We start from the raw sequence: 20,516 nt of genomic DNA on the forward strand, positions 1-20,516 counted from the left end.
GGGCCTAAAGTTCCGCACATGAACGAACTCTTCGGCACACTTCCCGACGGCACCCCCGTTCACCGCTGGACCCTTGAGCGGGCCGGCGTACGGGTACGGGTCCTGTCGTACGGCGGGATCGTGCAGTCGGCCGAGGTCCCGGACCGGGACGGGCACCGTGCCGACGTGGTGCTGGGGTTCGCCGGTCTGGACGGCTATCTGGCGCACCCGGAGCCCTACTTCGGTGCGCTCGTGGGCCGGTACGCCAACCGGATCGCGGGCGGCCGTTTCCCGCTGGACGGGCGGACGTACGCGCTGGCGCTCAACAACGGGCCGAACTCGCTGCACGGCGGCGAGCGCGGCTTCGACAAGCGGGTGTGGGACGTGGCGCCGGTGGCGGACGGTGTCCGGCTGAGCCGGGTCAGCCCGCACGGCGAGGAGGGCTTCCCGGGCCGGCTGGAGATGTCGGTGACGTACGCGCTGGACGCGTCGGGTGCGCTGCGGATCGGCTACGAGGCGGTCACCGACGCGCCGACCGTGCTGAACCCGACCAACCACAGCTACTTCAACCTGGGCGGGCCCGGGTCCGGGCACGCGGGCGGTCACGAGCTGCGGCTCGCCGCCTCCCGGTGCACACCGGTCGACGCCGACCTGATCCCGGCGGGCGCGCCCCGGGACGTGACGGACACGCGCTTCGACTTCCGGCTCCCGCGCAAGGTCGGCTCCGGCTACGACCACAACTTCGTCCTGGACAAGGGTGTGACGGACACCGCCGTCGAGGTCGCCGAGCTGTACGACCCGGCGTCGGGTCGGGTGCTGACCGTGTCGACGACCGAGCCTGGCCTCCAGCTGTACACCGCCGACCACCTGGGCGAGCCCTTCGCGCCCGGCGACGGCGTCGCCCTGGAGACGCAGCACTTCCCCGACTCCCCGAACCGCCCGGAGTTCCCCAGCACGGTGCTGCGGCCGGGCGAGGTGTTCCGCTCGGAGACGGTGTACGGCTTCTCGGTGCGGTAGCGGGCGCGTACACGGGGATCGGTCACGGTACTGAGCCCCGGCCCGGCCGTCAGGTCCCGGGCCGGGGCTGCTCGCGGGGGCGCGCCGTCGGGCGGCGGCCCGCCCCCGACGGTAATCGCCGCCGGGATCCGGTGACCGGTGATCGAGCGTCCGGACCGGAGTTCGTACGAACCCTTCACAAACGCCCATGAGCCGCTCGCCGTAGCGCGCGTCCCTTCCGTCACGCGATACTGCCGCCGTCCGCAGCGCACCCCACGGCGACGGAAGGCCTGGACTCCCTTGACACACATACGCGTTCGCACCGGCGTACTCGGACTGGCCCTGGTGGCGGGGCTGGTGGCCCCCGCGACGGCCACGGCGGCTCCCCCGGCCACCACCGCCACCGCACCCGCTCCCACCGTCGAGGAACGGCGGCTCGACGGCGAGGTGCCCCGGGAGATCCTGCGGCGCTCCGGGTTCGCCGGCGTGGCACCGGCGTTCGCCCGCGGACTCGGGCGGGCCGACTCCTACCAGGAGGCCCGCCGTCTCGTCGCGCGCGAGGGCTCGGCGTTGTGGCGGCGGGCGGTGGACCGGGCGCAGGGACGCGGGCCCGCCCGCGGGGACCTGGCGCGGGACGACGACCGGCCGCTGTACTGGGCCCGGCTCGGGATGACCCGGGAACTGCGCACCTGGAATGCGGGGTTCCGGCTGACGGAGCCGCAGCGGGACGCGCTGCTCGGCGTGCTGGAGCGCACCTCGCGCGGCCAGACCGACATCGACCTGCCCGGCGGGGAGGCGCGGGGCAAGGGCCTCAAGCGGGTCCTGCTGACCGGCTTCGACCCGTTCACCCTGGACCGCGACATCCGGATCTCCAACCCGTCCGGCGCCGTCGCGCTCGCGCTGGACGGCACGGTGATCCAGACGGCGGCGGGTCCGGCGCGGGTGGAGACGGCCGTGTTCCCGGTGCGGTGGCGGGACTTCACGCGGGGGGCGGTGGAGGAGGCGCTGCGGCCGTACCTGCCGCGGGCGGACCTGTTCACGACGGTGAGCCAGGGCCGCGTCGGGCGGTTCGACGTGGAGCGGACCAACGGGGCGTGGCGGGGCGGCTTCCCGGACAACGACAACGTCTCCCGTACGGAGACGGTGCCCGTGGCCGATCCGGCCTCGCAGCCGCAGTGGACGACCACGACGCTGCCGTACGAGGCGATCACGGCCGCGGACACCGGCCGGTTCCCCGTGTACGACAACACGAGCGTGACGGAGATCCCGGCGGGCGGCACGGAGGCGGTCGTACGGCCGGACGGGCCGACGCCCGGTTCGACGGCCCGCGCGGGCGGCGGCGGGGACTACCTCTCCAACGAGATCGCCTACCGGGCGACCCTGCTGCGGGACCGGCTCGGACTGCGCGGCACGCTGCCGGGCGGGCACGTCCACACACCGGTGCTGCGGTTCGGTTACGGGAACACCGACCCGGCGACGGGGACGGTCACCGACCCCGCGTTCGTGCGGAACCGGCTGGACATCGTGGCGCAGGTGCGGTCGATCGTGGCGGTGGCGGTCAGTGCGTCGGAGGGGGACCGGAGCTGACCGCCGGGTCTGCGGAGTCGCCGTCCCTGGTCTCCTCGCCCAGCAGTTCGCGGGCGAGGAGGGTGGCGCCGGCGACCGCGCCCGGCATCAGGAACACCGCGACGAAGGGCACCAGGAAGGACACGGCCAGCGGGGTGCCGTAGCCCCAGACCAGCGTCTTGCGTGAGCGCAGCAGGGCGAGCCGGTCGCGCAGCTCGACGCCGCGGCGCTGGAGGGCGACGGAGGTCAGCTCCTCGGTGAGGAAGAAGCCGGTGACGAAGAAGCCGGCCACCGGGACGACCGTCTGCCCGACGACCGGGATGAAGCCGAGCGCGAAGAGCAGTACGCCCCACAGGGCGGCGCGGACGAGGATGCGGAGGCTGTCGCGGCCCGAGATCCACAGCTCGCGCAGGAGCGGCAGGCCGGACTCGGGAGCGGTGCCGTCCGGGGAGACGTCCCGGTCGACGCGCTCGGAGAGGCTCTCGTAGAAGGGCTGGCCGATCAGGAGGGTGACCGCGGTGAAGGTGAGGACGGCCAGGAGCAGCGCGAGGGCGAAGAGGACGGCGGTGAGGAAGCCGCGGAAGAGGCCGGACCAGGGGCTCGACCAGTCGTCGGCGAAGGGGGTCGCCCAGGCGACGAAGTCCGTGCCCCACAGCGCCAGCGACACCAGCGCCGCCACGTACAGGACAAGGGTGATCAGGCCGGGGACCAGCCCGAAGCCGTAGCTCTTGCCGTGCCGGGCCACCCAGCGCTGGCCCTTCAGGAGATGACCGAATCCCGCCCCAAGATCGCGCATGGGCGGAACTCTACCGGGACCGTACCGGCCGGGCGTGGCTCGCCGGATCACGCCGGAGGCCGCACCCGTGTCTTCGGGTGCGGCCTCCTGCGGGTCCTGCGCTGCGGGCCCGGTCAGACGAGCGTCACGGTGATGTTGCCGCGGGTCGCCTTCGAGTACGGGCAGACCTGGTGGGCCTTCTCCACGAGCGAGCGCGCGGTGGCGGCGTCCACCGACGGGATCTCGGCGGAGATCTCGACGATGATGCCGAAGCCGTCGTCGTTCTTGCCGATGCCGACCTTCGCGGTGACGGTCGAACCGGACACGTCGGCACCCTCCTGGCGGGCCACGACGGCGAGCGCGCCCTGGAAGCAGGCGCTGTACCCGGCGGCGAACAGCTGCTCCGGGTTGGTGCCGGCGCCGCTGCCGCCCATCTCCTTGGGCGGGTTCACGACCAGGTCGAGCTTGCCGTCATCGGTGGCCACCCGTCCGTCGCGACCGTTCTCGGCGGTGGCTACGGCGGTGTAGAGGACCTCGGACTGCTGAATCGGCATTGCGGTGTCTTCCTCCTCGGTCCGCCGTGACTCGCGCCCACGATCACGACGGATTTCGGAAAGACGCTACCGCATGCCGGAAAGTCCGGGAAGCCACCCTTAGAGCTTGACGATCATCTTGCCGGTGTTGTCGCCGCGCAGGACGCCGAGGAACGCCTCCAGGTTGTTCTCGATGCCCTCGACGACCGTCTCGCGGTACTTCAGCTCGCCGGAGCGGACCCAGGGGCCGACCTCCTGGACGAACTGCGGCTGGAGGTCGTAGTGGTCGCCGACCAGGAAGCCCTCGATGCGGCCGCGGGTCTGGATCAGCCGGGCGAGGTTCTTCGGGCCGGGGGCGGGCTCGGTGTTGTTGTAGACGGAGATCGCGCCGCAGATGGCGATGCGGCCGTCCCGGTTGAGCGACCCGATGGCGGCCTCCAGGTGGTCGCCGCCCACGTTGTCGAAGTAGACGTCGACGCCGTCCGGGGCGGCGGCGCGCAGCTGCTCGCTCACCGGGCCGTCCTTGTAGTTGAAGGCGGCGTCGAAGCCGTACTCGTCGAGGAGCAGCTTGACCTTCTCGTCCGAGCCCGCCGAGCCGATGACGCGGGAGGCGCCCTTGAGCTTCGCGATCTGGCCGACCTGGCTGCCGACGGCACCCGCGGCACCGGAGACGAACACCGAGTCGCCCTCCTTGAAGGACGCGGTGCGCAGCAGCCCGGCGTAGGCGGTCAGGCCGGTCATGCCGAGCACGCCCAGGTACGTCGACAGCGGCGCCGCCTCCGGGTCGACCTTCACCGCGTTCTTCGCGTCCACGGCGGCGTACTCGCGCCAGCCGAAGAAGTGCAGGACGTGGTCGCCGACGGCGATGCCGTCGGCGTTGGAGGCGACGACCTCGCCGACGGCGCCGCCCTGCATGGCCTTGCCCAGCTCGTAGGGGGCGACGTAGGACTTGGCGGCGCTCATGCGGCCGCGCATGTAGGGGTCGACGGAGACGTACAGGTTGCGCACGAGCACCTGGCCGTCGCCCGGAGTGGGGAGCTCCGCCTCGACGAGCGAGAAGTCCTCGGGCTTGGGCCAGCCGACCGGGCGGCTGTCCAGGTGCCATTCGCGGTTGACGGCGGGGAGGGAGGGGGAGTCGGTCATGGCGCACCTTCCTGGTGGCGGGCGGTGAGAAAATGCTTCAGCCTCTGAAACAACCATGCGGCTGAACATTTCACATTGTCAAACAAATGGTTACCCTGGATTCCATGGCCACACCACGCGACACGACCCGCAGACCCGACGCACTCACCCTCGAAGTCGTCGAGCTGATCGGCGAGGTCGTGGCCCGCTTCCACGCCGACTACGAGGAGGCGGCCGCGGAGCGCGCCCTGACCGGCGCGCAGGCCAAGCTGCTCAGCCTGCTGTCGCTGGAGCCGCTGCCGATGCGGAAGCTGGCCCAGAAGCTGAAGTGCGAGCCGTCGAACGTGACCGGGATCGTGGACCGGCTGGAGGCGCGGGGGCTGGTCGAGCGCCGGCCAGATCCCGCCGACCGGCGGGTGAAGGTGGCGGCGGCGACGGACGAGGGGCGCCGGGTCGCGCGGGGGCTGCGGGAGTCGCTGCGGTTCGCACGGGAGCCGCTCGCCGGGCTGTCGGAGGGGGAGCGGGTGGCGCTGCGGGACGCGTTGCGGAGGATGCTCGGGGAGTGAGGCGGGGTGCGGCCGTACCCACCCGGGCCGTCCCGCGGCCTTGGGGACCGGTTACGTGCACCACCACAGGAAGCGGTCGCACGTCTCCGTGGGCGTGGGGTCCGGCGAGGCCGTAGGGGTCGGGGTGGTGGTCGGGGGCGGGTCGGTCGGGGATGTTGTCGGGCGGTCCGGGGTGCCGGGTGCGTCCGGTGCCGACTCCGGCAGGGACTGGGAGGGGTCTCCCTCCTCCTCGGCCGTCTCCTGGTTCTCCGCCTCCGGGGAGCCCGAGGCCGACGCGGACACCGACGCCGACGCCGAAGTCGACGTGGAGGCGTCCGGTGAGGGGGTGCCCGAGGTCGGGGCCGGGTCGGAGGTCGCGTCGGCCGGTGCGGCGGACGTCTGCCCCACCTGCCGTGTCGCCTCGCCGTCCGTGGACTCGCCGCCGGCCGCCGCCGGTTGCGGCGGAGAACCCGGGGCGTCCAGGCCGAGTTCCGCGAGGCTCAGTCCGCCGGCGGCCAGGACGAAACCGGCGGTGACGAACAGGGCCCGGCGGCGGCGCCTGCGGTGTGCGGCGGCCTTGCGGTCGCGGCGGCCGGCCCGGGCGCCGGGCGCGGCGTCGCCGGGACCCCCGTCGGCGTCCTCCTCGGGCGCGGTCACCTCTTCGGCGGACCACGGCGGACCTGTCGCCTCACTTGCCGTCAGGTTCGCGTCGGAGGCGTCGGGTTGACCGGCGGGGACGCCGCACCCCGGGCAGGCGAGGGCGCCGTTGAGGTGCCGTCGGCACGGGTGGCAGTAGTCCATGACGCGGGAAGGTTAAGTTCCGGGACGGGCGCCTTCCTAGAGGTCACTGTGAATGTTGTGTGGGGAAGCACCCGCCCAGGCTCGTCCCCTGCTCGGCAAACTGCCGAAACCGTTATGTGTCCGACCCATTGACACCCCCACCGCCCCCTCCTTACTGTCACGCCAGCATTTCGAACGAGTGACGAAATATCGAACACAGCGAAGGGCAACCGCCGTGCGCATCACCGGAATCAGCACACACGTGGTCGGGACGCCGTGGCGCAACCTGACGTACGTCCAGGTGCACACCGACGAGGGGATCACTGGAGTCGGCGAGACCCGGATGCTGGGGCACACCGACGCTCTCCTCGGCTACCTGAAGGAGGCCGAGGCCAACCACATTCTGGGCGCCGACCCGTTCGCAGTCGAGGACCTGGTGCGCCGTATGAAGTACGGCGACTACGGCCGCGCCGGCGAGATCGTGATGTCCGGCATCGCCGTCGTGGAGATGGCCTGCTGGGACATCAAGGGCAAGGCCCTCGGGGTCCCGGTCTGGCAGCTGCTGGGCGGCAAGGTCACCGACAAGGTGAAGGCGTACGCCAACGGGTGGTACACCACGGAGCGGACGCCGGAGGCGTACCACAAGGCCGCGCAGGGCGTCATGGAGCGCGGGTACCGGGCGCTGAAGATCGACCCGTTCGGCACGGGGCACTTCGAGCTGGACCAGCAGCAGACGAACTACGCCGTGTCGCTGATCGAGGCGGTGCGGGACGCGATCGGGCCGGACGCCGAGCTGATGCTGGAGATGCACGGCCGGTTCTCGCCCTCCACCGCCGTCCGGCTCGCGCGTGAACTCGCGCCGTTCAAGCCGGCCTGGCTGGAGGAGCCGGTCCCGCCGGAGAACCTCAAGGCGCTGAAAAAGGTCGCCGAGAAGGTCGACATCCCGGTCGCCACCGGTGAGCGCATCCACGACCGGATCGAGTTCCGCGAGCTGTTCGAGGACCAGTCGGTGGACGTCATCCAGCCCGACGTCGGTCACATCGGCGGCATCTGGGAGACGCGGAAGCTGGCCGCGACCGCCGAGACGCACTACACGCTGGTCGCGCCGCACAACGTGGGCGGATCCGTGCTGACCGCCGCTTCCCTCCAGGTCGGCTTCACCTCCCCGAACTTCAAGATCCTGGAGCACTTCAACGACTTCGCGGACGCGGAGATCAAGAAGGTCGTCAAGGGCGCGCCGGTGGTGGACCCGGAGGACGGCTGCTTCCACCTCTCCGACGCGCCCGGCCTCGGCGTCGAGCTGGACACCGACGCGGCGGCCGAGTTCCCCCAGCAGCAGGCGCGGTTCGACCTGTGGGCCGAGGGCTGGGAGCAGCGCAAGCCCAAGGGGACCGGGGCATGAGCGGCGCGGTCGTCGTCGAGGCGCCGGGCGCGTACCGGCTGGCGCCGCACGAGCCGCGCGAGCCCGGTCCCGGCGAGGCTCTGGTGCGGGTGCACGCGGCCGGGATCTGCGGCAGCGACCGCGAGGTCTGGCAGGGCAACCGGCCCGAGGGGTACGTGCGTTATCCGCTCACCCCGGGCCACGAGTGGTCGGGGACCGTGGAGCGGGTCGGCGCCGGGGTGCCGGACTCCCTCGCCGGACGCAAGGTGGTCGGTGAGGGCTTCCGCAACTGCCAGGTGTGCGACCGCTGCCACGCGGGCGAGACGACGCTGTGCACGGCCGGTTACGAGGAGACCGGGTTCACGCAGCCGGGGGCGATGGCGCCCACGCTGACCCTGCCCGCGCGGCTGCTGCACGTGCTGCCCGACGACGCCGACCTCACCGCGGCCGCCCTGCTGGAGCCCGCCGCCTGCATCGCCGCCGCCGCGCTCAAGGCGAACGCCCGCCCCGGCGAGCGGGTCGCCGTCGTCGGCACCGGGACGCTCGGCATGTTCGCCGTGCAGTTCCTGCGGGCCGCCTCGCCCGGCGAGCTGCTGGTCGTCGGCTCGCGCGGGGACCGGGAGGCGATGTCGAGGCAGTACGGGGCGACGGACTTCCGCACCAAGGACCAGCCGCTGCCGGACGACTTCGACGTCGTGATCGAGACCGCCGGGTCCGCCGATGCCGCCCGCACCGCCTCCGCACTGCTGCGCCGGGGCGGGCGCCTGGTCCTGACCGGTATCCCGGCGCCGGGTGCCGACGGGCTCGACCCCACCGACCTCGTGGTGCGTCAGCTGGAGGTGCAGACCGTCTTCGGTGCGGCACCGGACGCCTGGGCGCACACGGTGCGGGTCTTCGCGGCCGGTCTGCTGGACCCGCGGCCGCTGGTCACCCACGAGCTGCCGCTCGCCGAGTTCCCCGAGGCCATCGAGCTGGTGGGCTCGGGCGACCCGAAGGTCGGCAAAGTGCTGCTGCATCCCTGACCCCGCCCCTTGAGTCGTACGCCGGTACGGGGGCGACCTGACGGCCCCCGTACCGGCGTACCTCCACTTCGAGGCTCTTCGTACCTCACGTCGCGAACCTCGTCCGACATGTCGAACACGACCTGCCGGGTGCGGACTCCGGCGTACCGAACCTAAGGAACGCTTGTGACCGACGCTTCCGCCAAGGCCGCCGCACGCAGGCCCGGTGAGCAGGCGCTCACCGCGCTCGGCCTGGCCGCGCCCGCCCTCGACCCCGCCGACGCCTCGCCGCACTCCTTCCCGGGCGGCGGCCGCTGGCGCACCGAGATTCCCTCCTGCGAGGGTCCGGAGGCGCTGGGCGTGGTGCTGAAGGAGTCCTCGCGGCTGGACGTGCCGATCCACCGGATCAGCCAGGGCAGCGGGGTGTGGATGCTGACCGACGCCGAGATCACCGAGATGGTCGAGGCCACCGCCGAACGCGACATCGAGCTCTGCCTGTTCACCGGCCCGCGCGGCACCTGGGACATCGGCGGCTCCACCCGGACCGACTCCGGCGGCGCGGGCCTGCGCGCCCGCGGCCACGACGCCGTCGCCGGGTGCGTCGAGGACGCCGTCCGGGCGACCGAACTGGGCGTCCAGTGCCTGCTGGTCGCCGACGAGGGCGTGCTGTGGACGCTGCACCGGGCGCGGACGGCGGGCATCATCCCCGCCGGCACCACGCTGAAGCTCTCGGCGCTCGTCGGGCCGGTCAACCCGGCCTCGTACGCGGTCTACGAAGGGCTCGGCGCCGACTCCATCAACGTGCCCAGCGACCTGACACCGGATCACCTGACCGAAATACGGCGGGTTTCGGCCGCGCCGATGGACATGTACATCGAGGCTCCCGACGACCTGGGCGGCTACGTCCGGATGTACGAGATCGCCGAGCTGATCCGGCGCGGCGCCCCGCTGTACCTGAAGTTCGGCCTCTCCAAGGCGCCCGGGATCTACCCGTACGGCCATCACCTGCGGGAACTGACGCTGGCCACCGCCAAGGAGCGGGTGCGGCGCGGCCGGCTCGCGCTCGATCTGCTCGCCCGGCACGGGGCGGACGGGGAGATGGCGCCGCTCGGCTCGCGGCTGCCGGGCTCGCTCAACCGGTTCGAGATCTCGTCATAACGTTCCGGAAACTCCCTTCACAAAAGAAGACACGACCGCGCACAATCCCACACACCTGCGTCGCCGTTCCAGCCCTCACCTCAAGGATGATGACCATGCGCAACCGCAGAGCCGCACTCGCCTCGATAGCCTCCGCCGCCTCGCTCGCCCTGACGCTGACCGCCTGCGGCCAGAACAGTGAGGGCGGCAGCGAGGAGGACAAGGGAGGCAGCGACGGAGCCACCGTCGGCATCGCGATGCCGACCAAGTCCTCCGAGCGCTGGATCTCCGACGGCGCCAACGTCGAGAAGGAGCTGAAGGCCAAGGGCTACGAGACCAAGCTCGTCTACGGCGAGGACGACCCGGACCAGCAGGTCGCCCAGATCGAGAACATGATCACGCAGGGTGTGGACGCCCTGATCATCGCCGCGATCGACAACAAGTCCCTGGGCAACGTCCTCCGCCAGGCCAAGGACGCCGACATCCCCGTCATCTCCTACGACCGGCTGATCCTCGGCACGGAGAACGTCGACTACTACGCCTCGTTCGACAACAGCAAGGTCGGCGAGCTGCAGGGCACGTACATCGTCGAGAAGCTCGGTCTGAAGGACGGCTCCGAGAAGGGCCCGTTCAACATCGAGCTGTTCGCCGGCTCCAACGACGACAACAACACCAAGTACTTCTTCAACGGCGCGATGAGCGTCCTGAAACCGTACATGGACAAGGGCCAGCTCGTCGTCCGCTCCAAGCAGACCGACCTCAACCAGGTCACCACCCTGCGCTGGGACGGCGGCACCGCGCAGAAGCGCATGGACGACCTGCTCACCTCCAGCTACCGCGGCGCCCGTGTCGACGCGGTGCTCTCGCCCTACGACGGCATCTCCATCGGCATCCTCTCCGCCCTGAAGTCGGACGGCTACGGCTCCGCCAGCAAGCCCATGCCGGTCGTCACCGGCCAGGACGCCGAGATCGCCTCGGTGAAGTCGATCATCGCGGGCCAGCAGACCCAGACCGTCTTCAAGGACCTGCGCGAACTCGCCAAGGTCGCCGCGAACATGGTCGACGCGGTCCTGAACGACAAGAAGCCCGAGGTCAACGACACCAAGTCCTACGACAACGGTGCCAAGGCCGTGCCCTCCTACCTGCTGAAGCCGGTCAGCGTCGACAAGTCCAACTACAAGAAGATCCTCGTCGACGGCGGCTACTACACCGAGGACCAGCTCAACTAACCGGGTCCCTACAAGGATTGGAAGGCACGACCATGGCGGGACCCGTCCTGGAAATGCGCTCGATCGTCAAGACCTTTCCCGGTGTCAAAGCGCTGTCGGACGTCACGCTGACCGTCCGCCAGGGCGAGGTCCACGCCATCTGCGGGGAGAACGGCGCCGGCAAGTCGACCCTGATGAAGGTGCTCTCCGGCGTCCATCCGCACGGCAGTTACGAGGGGGACATCCTCTTCGAGGGCGAGACCTGCCGGTTCCGGGACATCCGGGCGAGCGAGCAGCGCGGCATCGTGATCATCCACCAGGAGCTGGCGCTGGTGCCGTACCTGTCGATCGCGGAGAACATCTTCCTCGGCAACGAGCACGCCAAGCGCGGCCTGATCGACTGGACCGAGACCCTCAGGCACGCCACCGAACTGCTGCGCCGGGTCGGCCTCGACGAGCACCCCGAGACCCGCGTCGCCGACATCGGCGTGGGCAAGCAGCAGCTGGTGGAGATCGCCAAGGCGCTGTCGAAGAAGGTGAAGCTGCTCATCCTCGACGAGCCGACGGCGGCGCTCAACGACGAGGACAGCGGCAAGCTCCTCGACCTGATCCTTCAGCTGAAGGAACAGGGAATGACGTCGATCATCATCTCGCACAAGCTGAACGAGATCCGCCGGGTCGCCGACTCGGTGACGATCATCCGCGACGGGCAGTCCATCGAGACGCTCGACGTGAAGGCGGCGGAGACCACCGAGGACCGGATCATCTCCGGGATGGTCGGCCGGGACCTGGAGAACCGCTTCCCGGAACGCACCCCGCACCACCCCGAGGAGGGCGCCGCGCCCGCCCTGGAGATCCGCAACTGGACCGTGCACCACCCCATCGACCAGCAGCGCAAGGTCGTGGACGACGTGTCGATCGAGGTGCGTCGCGGTGAGATCGTCGGCATCGCGGGACTGATGGGCGCGGGCCGTACCGAGCTGGCGATGAGCGTCTTCGGCCGCACCTACGGCCGGCACGCGGGCGGCACCGTCCTCAGGGACGGCACGGAGGTCCGCACGAAGACCGTCCCGGAGGCGGTCGGACACGGCATCGCCTACGTCACCGAGGACCGCAAGCACTACGGCCTCAACCTCATCGACACCATCAACCGGAACATCTCGCTGACCGCGCTGGGCAAGGTCGCCAAGCGGGGCGTGGTCGACGAGCACGGAGAGCGGCAGGTCGCCGAGGACTACCGGAAGGCCATGAACATCAAGGCGCCGACCGTCTTCGAACCCGTCGGCAGGTTGTCCGGCGGCAACCAGCAGAAGGTCGTCCTCAGCAAGTGGATCTTCGCCGGTCCCGAGGTGCTGATCCTGGACGAGCCCACCCGGGGAATCGACGTGGGCGCCAAGTACGAGATCTACACGGTCATCGACCAGCTGGCCGCCCAGGGCAAGGCGGTCGTCTTCATCTCCTCCGAACTGCCCGAGCTGCTCGGCATGTGCGACCGCATCTACACGATGGCCGCCGGCCGGCTGACGGGTGAGTTCTCACGGGCCGAGGCCTCGCAGGAAGCGCTGATGCGTCGGATGACGAAGGACACGAAGGACAAAGAGGTAACCCGATGAGCACGGACGTGACCGCGAAGACCCCGGCCCCGGCGCCGCCCGGCTCAGGCGGTCCGGCCGCCGGCGGCCTGTGGCAGCTGATGCTCGACGGGCTGCGCCGCAACATGCGGCAGTACGGCATGCTGATCGCCCTCGGCCTGATCGTGGCCCTGTTCGCCGTCTGGTCCGACGGCGACCTGCTGCTGCCGCGCAACGTCTCCAACCTGGTGCTGCAGAACAGCTACATCCTGATCCTCGCGATCGGCATGATGCTGGTCATCATCGCGGGCCACATCGACCTGTCGGTCGGCTCACTGACCGCGTTCACCGGCGCGATCGCCGCCGTACTGATGGTCAGGAACGACCTCCCCTGGCCGGTCGCCGTGCTGCTGTGCCTGGCCATCGGCGCCGCGGCGGGCGCCACCCAGGGGTTCTTCATCGCCTACCTCGGCATACCGTCGTTCATCGTGACCCTCGCGGGCATGCTGCTCTTCCGCGGTCTGACGGAGATCTTCCTGGAGGGCCAGACCCTCGGCCCGTTCCCCAGGGACCTGCAGAAGATAGCCAACGGCTTCCTGCCCGAGGTCGGCCCGGAGACCAACTACCACAACCTCACCCTGCTGCTGGGCTTCGCGCTGATCGCCTTCGTGGTCTACCAGGAGGTCCGCGACCGCAAGCGGCAGCAGGAGTTCGCGCTCGAGGTGCTGCCGGCCAAGCTGTTCTGGCTCAAGCTGGTCGCGCTGGTCTCCGCCGTCCTCGTGGTCACCCTGCTGCTCGCCAGCTACAAGGGCGCCCCGATCGTGCTGCTCATCCTGGGCGTGCTGGTCGTCGGGTTCGGCTACCTGATGCGCAACGCGATCATCGGCCGCCACATTTACGCCATCGGCGGCAACCTGCCCGCGGCCAAGCTGTCGGGCGTGAAGGACAAGAAGGTCACCTTCCTGGTCTTCCTGAACATGGGCATGCTCGCGGCCCTGGCGGGCCTGGTCTTCGCCGCCCGCTTCAACGCGGCCTCCCCCAAGGCCGGTCTCAACTTCGAGCTGGAGGCCATCGCCGCCTCGTTCATCGGCGGCGCGTCGATGAGCGGCGGCGTCGGCACGGTCCTCGGCGCGATCATCGGCGGTCTGGTCCTGGGCGTGCTGAACAACGGCATGAACCTCGTCGGCATCGGCACCGACTGGCAGCAGGTGATCAAGGGCGCCGTGCTGCTGGCGGCGGTCGGGTTCGACGTGTGGAACAAGCGCAGGGTCGGTTCGTAACGGATCTCGGGCCCCGCCGCTCACGGCGGGGCCCGCTTCTTCTCACGGAAGTACAGGAGCCGCACATGGAACTGAGCAGACGCACGGTCATCGCATCGGCGGCCGCCGCCGGCCTGACGGCCACCGCGGTCGGCGGCACGGCACACGCCACGGGAGGCAGGAAGCCGGTGAAGGAGCTCTTCGGCAGGCTCGCCGACGGCACGAAGGTGTACCGCTGGTCGCTGGAGAACGGCGGCACGCGGATGAGGGTGCTGTCGTACGGCGGCGTCGTCCAGTCCCTGGAGATCCCCGACCGCCGGGGCCGCTACGAGAACGTCTCGCTGGGCTTCGACAACCTCGACGACTACGTGGCCTCCAGCCCGTACTTCGGCGCGCTGATCGGCCGCTACGGCAACCGCATCGGCCAGGGCCGCTTCACCCTGGACGGCACGGCGTACCAGCTCTCCGTCAACGACGGGGAGCAGAGCCTGCACGGCGGCGCCCAGGGCTTCGACAAGCGGGTGTGGGACGTCGAACCGTTCCGCGAGGGCTCCGACGTGGGCCTGGTCCTGCACTACACCAGCGTCGACGGCGAGATGGGCTACCCCGGCACGCTCCGGGCGAAGGTGACCTACACCCTCACCCGGCGCGGCGAGTGGCGCATCGACTACGAGGCCACCACCGACAAGGCCACCGTCGTCAACCTCACCAGCCACGTCTACTGGAACCTGGCCGGCGAGGGCAGCGGCACCATCGAGGACCACGAACTGTCGATCGCCGCCTCCCGCTACACGCCCACCGACGCGGGCCTGATCCCGACGGGCGAGCTGGCGAAGGTGTCCGGCACGCCCTTCGACTTCCGGCGGGCCAAGCCGATCGGCCGGGACCTCCGCGACGCCCATCCGCAACTGGTCACCGCCAAGGGCTTCGACCACAACTGGGTGCTGGACAAGGGCGTCACCGACCGCCCCGAGCACATCGCCACCCTGCGCGAGAGCGCCTCGGGCCGCACCCTGCGCATCGCCACCGACCAGCCCGGTCTCCAGTTCTACTCGGGCAACTTCCTCGACGGCACGCTCACCGGCACCGGCGGCTCGCTCTACCGGCAGGGCGACGCCCTGTGCCTGGAGACGCAGCACTTCCCCGACTCGCCGAACCAGCCGGCGTTCCCGTCGACCGTGCTGCGGCCGGGGCAGACGTACCGGACGACGACGGTCCACTCGTTCGGCGCGTGAGGGCACACTTTCTTCACAGGCGTTGAACGGCGTCACTCGCCCCTCCGTATGTAAGGGCGGCCCGCGCTCCCCCGCGCGGGCCGTCCACAGACGGAGGTCCACTTGTCCGGCAACGTCACCTCGTTGTTCCGCAGCACCGCGGCGCACAGCCCGTCGATGGCGGCGCTGACGCGGGAGAGCGGTGGCGGGGCGGGCGCGGGGCCGGTGGACTTCTGCATCCCCTGCAACCCGTACTTCCCCACCCCGGCGATGTTCGACGAGCTGGCCGGCCGGCTGCGCGACATCATCACGTACTACCCGAGCGGTGCCGACACCATCACGGCCGAGCTGTGCGGCCTGCTGCGACTGCCCCCGCAGTGCGTGGCGATGGGCAACGGCTCCACCGAACTGATCACCTGGATCGACCACCTGCTGGTCCGCGAGTCCCTCGCCGTCCCGGTCCCCACCTTCGGCCGCTGGACCGACCAGCCGATGGAGACCGGCAAGCGCGTCGACATGTTCCCGCTCCAGGAGTCCGGCGGCTTCGCCCTCGACCTCGCGCGGTACGCCGAGTTCGTCCGGGCCCGCGGGACGCGGGCGGTGGTGATCTGCAACCCCAACAACCCCGACGGCGGCTATCTGCACAAGCAGGCGCTGGTGCAGTTCATGGACGCGATGGCCGACCGGGACCTGGTCGTGATCGACGAGTCCTTCCTGGAGTTCGCGGACGCGGAGGCGGAACCCAGCGTCGTGCAGGAGGCGATGCTGCGCCCCAACGTCGTCGTCCTGCGCAGCCTCGGCAAGAACTTCGGCCTGCACGGCATCCGCTTCGGCTACCTGGTCGCCAACCCGGCGCTGGCCGGCCGGGTGCGCGCCATGCTGCCGAAGTGGAACCTCAATTCCTTCGCGGAGCACGTGGTGTTCATGCTGCGCGACCACGGGCCGGAGTACGCGCAGAGCCTGCACCAGGTCCGCCGCGACCGCCTGGAGATGGCCAGTCAGCTCTCCGCGCTGCCCGGTCTGACCGTCTATCCCTCCCAGGGCAACTTCCTCTTCGTGCGCCTCCCCGTGGGCGCCGAGGGCACCGTCGTCCGGGACCGCATGCTCACCGAGCACCGGGTCCTGGTCCGTGAATGCGGCAACAAGATCGGTTCGTCCAGCCGCTTCCTGCGTCTCGTGGTGCGCCCCCAGGTGGACGTGCGTCGCCTGGTGTCCGGCCTGGAACAGGTGCTCTACGGGTCCAGGAGGGGAGCCGCCGTGCCCGAGCCCGCCACCGGGACCGGCTACAGCTCGGGCACGGCGGCGGTGGACCGCCTGGTGAGCGAGACCAACGGGGCGGGGATGCGGGCGATCGCCGACCGGCCGGCCGGCCCGCCCGGACTCCCCGCCGCCTCAGCCGCCGGCACCGGCATGCCGCTCCCCGCCGCGGTGCCCGTCGCCCCGGCGGCGGCCACCGCCGGCCCGATGCCGGTGCCGGCCCCGCCGGGACCCGCCTCGCAACCGGCGCCCGTCCCCCAGCCCGCGCCCGTCCCCCAGCCGGCGCCGTATCCCGGACCGGTGCCGGACCCCCACCCGGCACCGGTCCCACATCCCGTCCCCGCGCCGGCCCCGACGCCGTACCCCGCGCCCGCTCCCGCTCCCGCCCCGGCCCACTACGCGGTGCCCGCCGTCCCCACCCCGCCCGGCGTCCCGGCCCGCGGTGGCCTCACCGCGGCCCAGGTGAGGGGGACCGACGGACTGCGGACGGTCCCGGCGACGGGCTGGCCGGACCCGGCGGGCATGGGCCGGACGGGCTGACGGGCTGACGGACCGCGGCGCCCCCGCGACCGGCGCTCAGTAGGCGACGGGCCAGCCGCTGCTCCAGTCCAGGAGGTTGATGCCGAGCTTGGGTGTGCCGTTGTCGTTGCCGTCGTAGTAGTGGTAGACGAGCAGGTCACCGTCCACGTCCTTCATGACCGACTGCCCGCCGGGACCGATGACGCTGCCGTGCGACTCCAGCACGGGAGTGCCGCCGTTGTTCATCATCGAGACGCCGTTCCGGTCGCGGTAGGGCCCGGTGACGCTGGTGGCCCGGCCCACCTTGATCTTGTACGTGGAGCTGGTGCCGGCGCAGCAGGTGTCGTACGAGGCGAAGAGGTAGTAGTACCCGTTCCGCTTGACGATGTAGGGGGCCTCGACGGCCTTGGTGCCGGACGGCCGGGAGGCGAGGGAGCGCCGGGCGGTGTCGGAGGTGTGCTGCTTGCCGGTGGACGGGTCGATGCGGATCATCTTGATCCCGGTCCACCAACTGCCGAAGGACAGCCACCACTTGCCGTCGTCGTCGACGAAGAGGTTGGGGTCGATGGCGTTGAAGTCGCTGGAGGAACCGGAGGTGTAGACGATGCCGTAGTCGCTCCAGCTGCCCGGCTGCCCGGTGGTGGAGCCGGCGAGCCCGATGGCGGAGGTGTTGGAGCCGAACTTCGAGACGGAGTAGTACATCAGGTACTTGCCGCCGTGGTACGAGATGTCGGGCGCCCAGGCCTCCGGGACCGACGAGTAGCGCGACCACCAGCCGGGCCGGGAGCCGAAGGCGTCGGCGCCCGCCGCGAAGGCGGTGCGGTCGGAGGACGTCTTGCTGCTGATGCCTCCGCCGGTGGCGTAGAGCTGGTACTGCCCGGAGGCGGTGCGGATCATCGTCGGGTCGTGGGTGACGACGGAGCCGGTGACCCGGCCGGGGCCGGGGTACGCCGACGCCGTGGTGGGGACCAGCGAGAGCAGGGCGGCGGTGGGGAGGGCGAGGAGGGCGGTCCTTGTGCGCCTCATGGGGAACACTCCTGTTCCATATCTCGAACGCCGATCGGACTGTCGGACGGAACGTAAAATCGAACCCCTTGCGCGTCAACGGTCTGCGCAGCAAGGGCAACCAACGTCCGGAAAACACCCCGTGGCACAGGTGACACACCGGTGAATTCCTGACGGATCGTCGGCGCAACCGTGTTCGAGGACGGCTGCGCCCGGACAACATGGCCTCCCCATCCATGTGCGTGTCTGCGTCGGGAGTCGGTCATGAGCGGTGTCTCGTGGGAGTCGGTGATCGCGGTGTTCGGCCTCGCCGTGCCCGTGGTCGCCGCCCTCTGGGAGTTCGTCGTGGCGGGCCGCAAACGGCTGGGCTACCGCGTCCAGATGGACACCAGCGCCCGGGACTCGGGCACGTCCACGGGACCGCAGGCCAGAGTCCTCCAGCGCATGCAGTGGGACGGCGTCGACCTGGACGATCCCTCGGTCGTCCTGCTGCGCATCGAGAACGTCGGCTGGACCCCGATCGTCGAGGAGGACTACGTCGCCCGCATGGACGACCCGGTGGGCATACGCGCGGCGTTCCCGGGCCGCCGTGTGGTCGGCATGGTCGTGACGGAGTGCAGCCACCCCGTGCTGCGCGAGTTCTTCGAACCGGGCACGGCGGGCCTGGGAGCCACGGACGGCGTGATCACGCTGCCCAAGGTGAAGCTCAACCGCCGCGCCCACTACAAGGTCCTGGCGGTGCTGGACCGCCTCCCCGGCGCCACCGGGGACGACCTCCCCGGCCCGGAGATCAGCGCGGGCATCGTCGGCGGAGTGCGCGGCGGGACCATCAAGAGGACCGAGTACTACCCCTTCGCCTCCCGGCCGGTCCGCTGGCTCCTCGCCCTCCTCGTCCTGGTGAGCGTCGCCCAGTCCGTGTCCACCTTCGCCCGCGGCGAGGACGCGGTCGCCGCCCCGCTGGACTGCGCCGAGGGAACGCTGCACCTGTCGGGCTCCACCGCCTTCAAGGAAGTGCTGGAACAGGCCGCCGAGCAGTACACGAAGACCTGCCCCGGGGCCCGGATCCCGCTGACCGCCGACTCGTTCCGGGGCAGCGTCCCGGGCCTGGACACCCTCGCCGCGGCGGGCGAGAAGGCCGGGCCCGGCGAGGACGGCGGGCTGGGCGACCGGCTGGCCTTCAGCGACGGCCCCAAGTCCGACGGCCGCCCGCAACTGCTGCCCAGGCCGGTCGCCCTGTCGCTGTTCACCCTGGTCGTGAGCGAGGACACCGGGATACGGGACCTGTCCCTGAAGCAGGTGCGGGACATCTACGCCGGGCGGATCACCAACTGGAGCCAGGTCAAGGGCAACCCCCTGCCCATCCAGCTGGTCAGCCGGCACCCGGGCTCCGGCACCCGGACCGCCCTGGAGCGGCGGGTGCTGGACGGCGGCCCGCTGCCCGCGGTCACCACCAACGACTGCCGGAGCCTCGACACCGGCAGACCCGGCCGCTGCGAGGTCGGCGGCACCCGGGCCCTGCTGGACACCGTCGCCGCGACGCCCGGCGCCCTCGGCCACAGCGAGGTCGGCTCCGCCACCGCGCACGAAGGCGTGCGGCAGGTCCGCATCGACGGCTACCCGGCGACGCTGGAGGGCGCCGACCAGGGGGCGTACCCCTTCTGGGAGACCGAGATCGCCTACACCTACGGCGAGCCGCCGGCCGACTCGATCGCCGCGGGCTTCCTGCGCTACCTCGCCGACGAGGTCGGCAAGGACATCATCCGGTCCCAGGGGCACCGCCCCTGCTCGGAACTGGCCGAGCCGCTGGTGTGCCGCCCGGGCGGGGCGTGACCCGGGCGACCGAACCCCAGGCGGTCAGGAGGCGGGGCACTCCTTCCACGCCAGGTGGTACACCGTGCTGATGTCCCCGTCCGTCGAGTCCATCGTCATGAAGCTCACCTCGGCGGGGTCGGACGTCCCCGTGCTCACCCGCAGCTCCGTGTTGATGTTGAAGTTGCGCTGGACCCCGCAGGGCGCCCAGACCAGCTGGGCCCAGTCGGTGCTGTCGGTGGCCTGCCAGTTGTCGTTGAGGGGGCCGTCGAAGGGGTGGCTGCGGTACTCCGTGTTCGGGGAGCCCTGGAAGTAGTACGAGGCCCGCTGGGTGCCCTTCGCGCCGTCCTGGAGGGCGGCGAAGCCGCGGTAGTCCGCGCTGGCCACGGCGTAGGTGAAGCCCTGCGGGACGTGGACGAGCAGGTTGAGCTGGCAGTTCTTGCGGAAGGCCGTGGGCGGCGAGTCGCCGCCGGCCTGGGCGAGGTAGTCGCTGTAGGTCACGGTGAAGGCGGTGTTGTCCTCCGAAACGGCGACGGCCGCGGTGCCCTGCGGGCAGCCGGAGCCGTTCACCGTGGCGACCTTGATGACGATCTTGTCCGGCGGCGGGTCCTCGAACCCGCCGGAGGGCTGGTGCTGCGCGGGCAGCACGGAGGTGAGGAGCGCGGCGATCGTGCCGCTCAGGAGCAGGCCGGTGGCCATGGGTCTCCCATCCCGGTCGGTGGGGGGTGTAGTTGAATGCACTGCACACATGTTGTGCACATGTCACTCACGATGCGCTCGCATCGTATGTTCGTCCGCCGGACCCGGACAGGTCACACTTTGGCCATTTACCGCAGCACCGCTCCGGTTGTGCAGAATG

General features: G+C 70.9%; 18 protein-coding genes. 12 read left to right on the top strand and 6 right to left on the bottom strand.

Annotation, left to right across the window (positions count from 1 at the left end):
* The first annotated feature begins 18 nt into the window (after positions 1-18).
* Together AMK11_RS03075 and AMK11_RS03080 are read left to right on the top strand one after the other, a co-directional pair.
* On the top strand, positions 19-996 hold the full coding sequence (locus AMK11_RS03075; RefSeq protein ID WP_073722738.1) for an aldose epimerase family protein: 978 nt from the start codon (positions 19-21) through the stop codon (positions 994-996).
* A 279-nt stretch (positions 997-1,275) separates the two neighbouring features.
* A complete protein-coding gene (locus AMK11_RS03080; protein WP_198941287.1) occupies positions 1,276-2,562 on the top strand; it encodes a pyroglutamyl peptidase in 1,287 nt (428 codons plus the stop codon).
* Here the strand turns inward: AMK11_RS03080 and AMK11_RS03085 are convergent.
* The 3 genes from AMK11_RS03085 to AMK11_RS03095 all read right to left on the bottom strand — a co-directional run bounded on the left by AMK11_RS03085 (position 2,534) and on the right by AMK11_RS03095 (position 4,992).
* Complete coding sequence (locus AMK11_RS03085) at positions 2,534-3,337, bottom strand: EI24 domain-containing protein (RefSeq protein ID WP_073722754.1); 804 nt, start codon at positions 3,335-3,337, stop codon at positions 2,534-2,536. The genes AMK11_RS03080 and AMK11_RS03085 overlap by 29 nt on opposite strands.
* Before the next feature lie 113 nt (positions 3,338-3,450).
* Positions 3,451-3,870 (bottom strand): organic hydroperoxide resistance protein, encoded by a 420-nt coding sequence (locus AMK11_RS03090; protein WP_073722756.1) that lies wholly within the window; start codon positions 3,868-3,870, stop codon positions 3,451-3,453.
* Between the two features lie 99 nt (positions 3,871-3,969).
* Positions 3,970-4,992: an NADP-dependent oxidoreductase gene (locus tag AMK11_RS03095; protein ID WP_073722757.1), complete on the bottom strand. Its 1,023-nt coding sequence runs from the start codon at positions 4,990-4,992 to the stop codon at positions 3,970-3,972.
* 104 nt (positions 4,993-5,096) lie between these two features.
* On the opposite strand from AMK11_RS03095, the gene AMK11_RS03100 reads away from it, so the two are divergent.
* Positions 5,097-5,537: a MarR family winged helix-turn-helix transcriptional regulator gene (locus AMK11_RS03100; RefSeq protein ID WP_073722759.1), complete on the top strand. Its 441-nt coding sequence runs from the start codon at positions 5,097-5,099 to the stop codon at positions 5,535-5,537.
* Between the two features lie 51 nt (positions 5,538-5,588).
* On the opposite strand, the gene AMK11_RS37285 is transcribed toward AMK11_RS03100, so the two are convergent.
* A complete protein-coding gene (locus AMK11_RS37285; protein ID WP_073722761.1) occupies positions 5,589-6,317 on the bottom strand; it encodes an SCO2400 family protein in 729 nt (242 codons plus the stop codon).
* Between the two features lie 214 nt (positions 6,318-6,531).
* On the opposite strand from AMK11_RS37285, the gene AMK11_RS03110 reads away from it, so the two are divergent.
* The 8 genes from AMK11_RS03110 (at position 6,532) to AMK11_RS03145 (ending at position 16,864) form a co-directional block, all read left to right on the top strand.
* On the top strand, positions 6,532-7,698 hold the full coding sequence (locus tag AMK11_RS03110) for a mandelate racemase/muconate lactonizing enzyme family protein (RefSeq protein WP_073722763.1): 1,167 nt from the start codon (positions 6,532-6,534) through the stop codon (positions 7,696-7,698).
* Positions 7,695-8,699: a zinc-dependent alcohol dehydrogenase gene (locus AMK11_RS03115; protein WP_073722765.1), complete on the top strand. Its 1,005-nt coding sequence runs from the start codon at positions 7,695-7,697 to the stop codon at positions 8,697-8,699. The genes AMK11_RS03110 and AMK11_RS03115 overlap by 4 nt, the downstream gene beginning before the upstream one ends.
* A 165-nt stretch (positions 8,700-8,864) precedes the next feature.
* Positions 8,865-9,836, top strand: coding sequence for a hypothetical protein (locus tag AMK11_RS03120; protein WP_073722767.1), 972 nt, complete (start codon positions 8,865-8,867; stop codon positions 9,834-9,836).
* A 95-nt stretch (positions 9,837-9,931) separates the two neighbouring features.
* Positions 9,932-11,044, top strand: a complete 1,113-nt coding sequence (chvE, locus tag AMK11_RS03125) for a multiple monosaccharide ABC transporter substrate-binding protein (RefSeq protein WP_073722769.1) — start codon at positions 9,932-9,934, stop codon at positions 11,042-11,044.
* Positions 11,045-11,076: 32 nt separating this feature from the next.
* Positions 11,077-12,636: a multiple monosaccharide ABC transporter ATP-binding protein gene (gene mmsA, locus AMK11_RS03130; RefSeq protein WP_073722771.1), complete on the top strand. Its 1,560-nt coding sequence runs from the start codon at positions 11,077-11,079 to the stop codon at positions 12,634-12,636.
* Positions 12,633-13,874: a multiple monosaccharide ABC transporter permease gene (gene mmsB, locus AMK11_RS03135; protein WP_073722773.1), complete on the top strand. Its 1,242-nt coding sequence runs from the start codon at positions 12,633-12,635 to the stop codon at positions 13,872-13,874. The genes mmsA and mmsB overlap by 4 nt, the downstream gene beginning before the upstream one ends.
* Before the next feature lie 65 nt (positions 13,875-13,939).
* Positions 13,940-15,088, top strand: coding sequence for an aldose epimerase family protein (locus AMK11_RS03140; RefSeq protein ID WP_073722774.1), 1,149 nt, complete (start codon positions 13,940-13,942; stop codon positions 15,086-15,088).
* Between the two features lie 102 nt (positions 15,089-15,190).
* Complete coding sequence (locus AMK11_RS03145; protein WP_073722776.1) at positions 15,191-16,864, top strand: pyridoxal phosphate-dependent aminotransferase; 1,674 nt, start codon at positions 15,191-15,193, stop codon at positions 16,862-16,864.
* A gap of 36 nt (positions 16,865-16,900) precedes the next feature.
* Here AMK11_RS03145 and AMK11_RS03150 read toward each other — a convergent pair whose 3' ends face one another.
* Positions 16,901-17,869, bottom strand: a complete 969-nt coding sequence (locus AMK11_RS03150; RefSeq protein ID WP_073722778.1) for an arabinan endo-1,5-alpha-L-arabinosidase — start codon at positions 17,867-17,869, stop codon at positions 16,901-16,903.
* Between the two features lie 243 nt (positions 17,870-18,112).
* On the opposite strand from AMK11_RS03150, the gene AMK11_RS03155 reads away from it, so the two are divergent.
* Entirely contained in the window at positions 18,113-19,678 is a 1,566-nt protein-coding gene (locus AMK11_RS03155) for a substrate-binding domain-containing protein (protein WP_073722780.1), read from the top strand.
* 24 nt (positions 19,679-19,702) lie between these two features.
* Here the strand turns inward: AMK11_RS03155 and AMK11_RS03160 are convergent, their stop codons facing one another.
* Entirely contained in the window at positions 19,703-20,356 is a 654-nt protein-coding gene (locus AMK11_RS03160) for a DUF4360 domain-containing protein (protein ID WP_073722782.1), read from the bottom strand.
* Positions 20,357-20,516: the final 160 nt, after the last annotated feature.

Source organism: Streptomyces sp. CB02414, assembly GCF_001905385.1.
Taxonomy (GTDB): Bacteria; Actinomycetota; Actinomycetes; order Streptomycetales; family Streptomycetaceae; genus Streptomyces.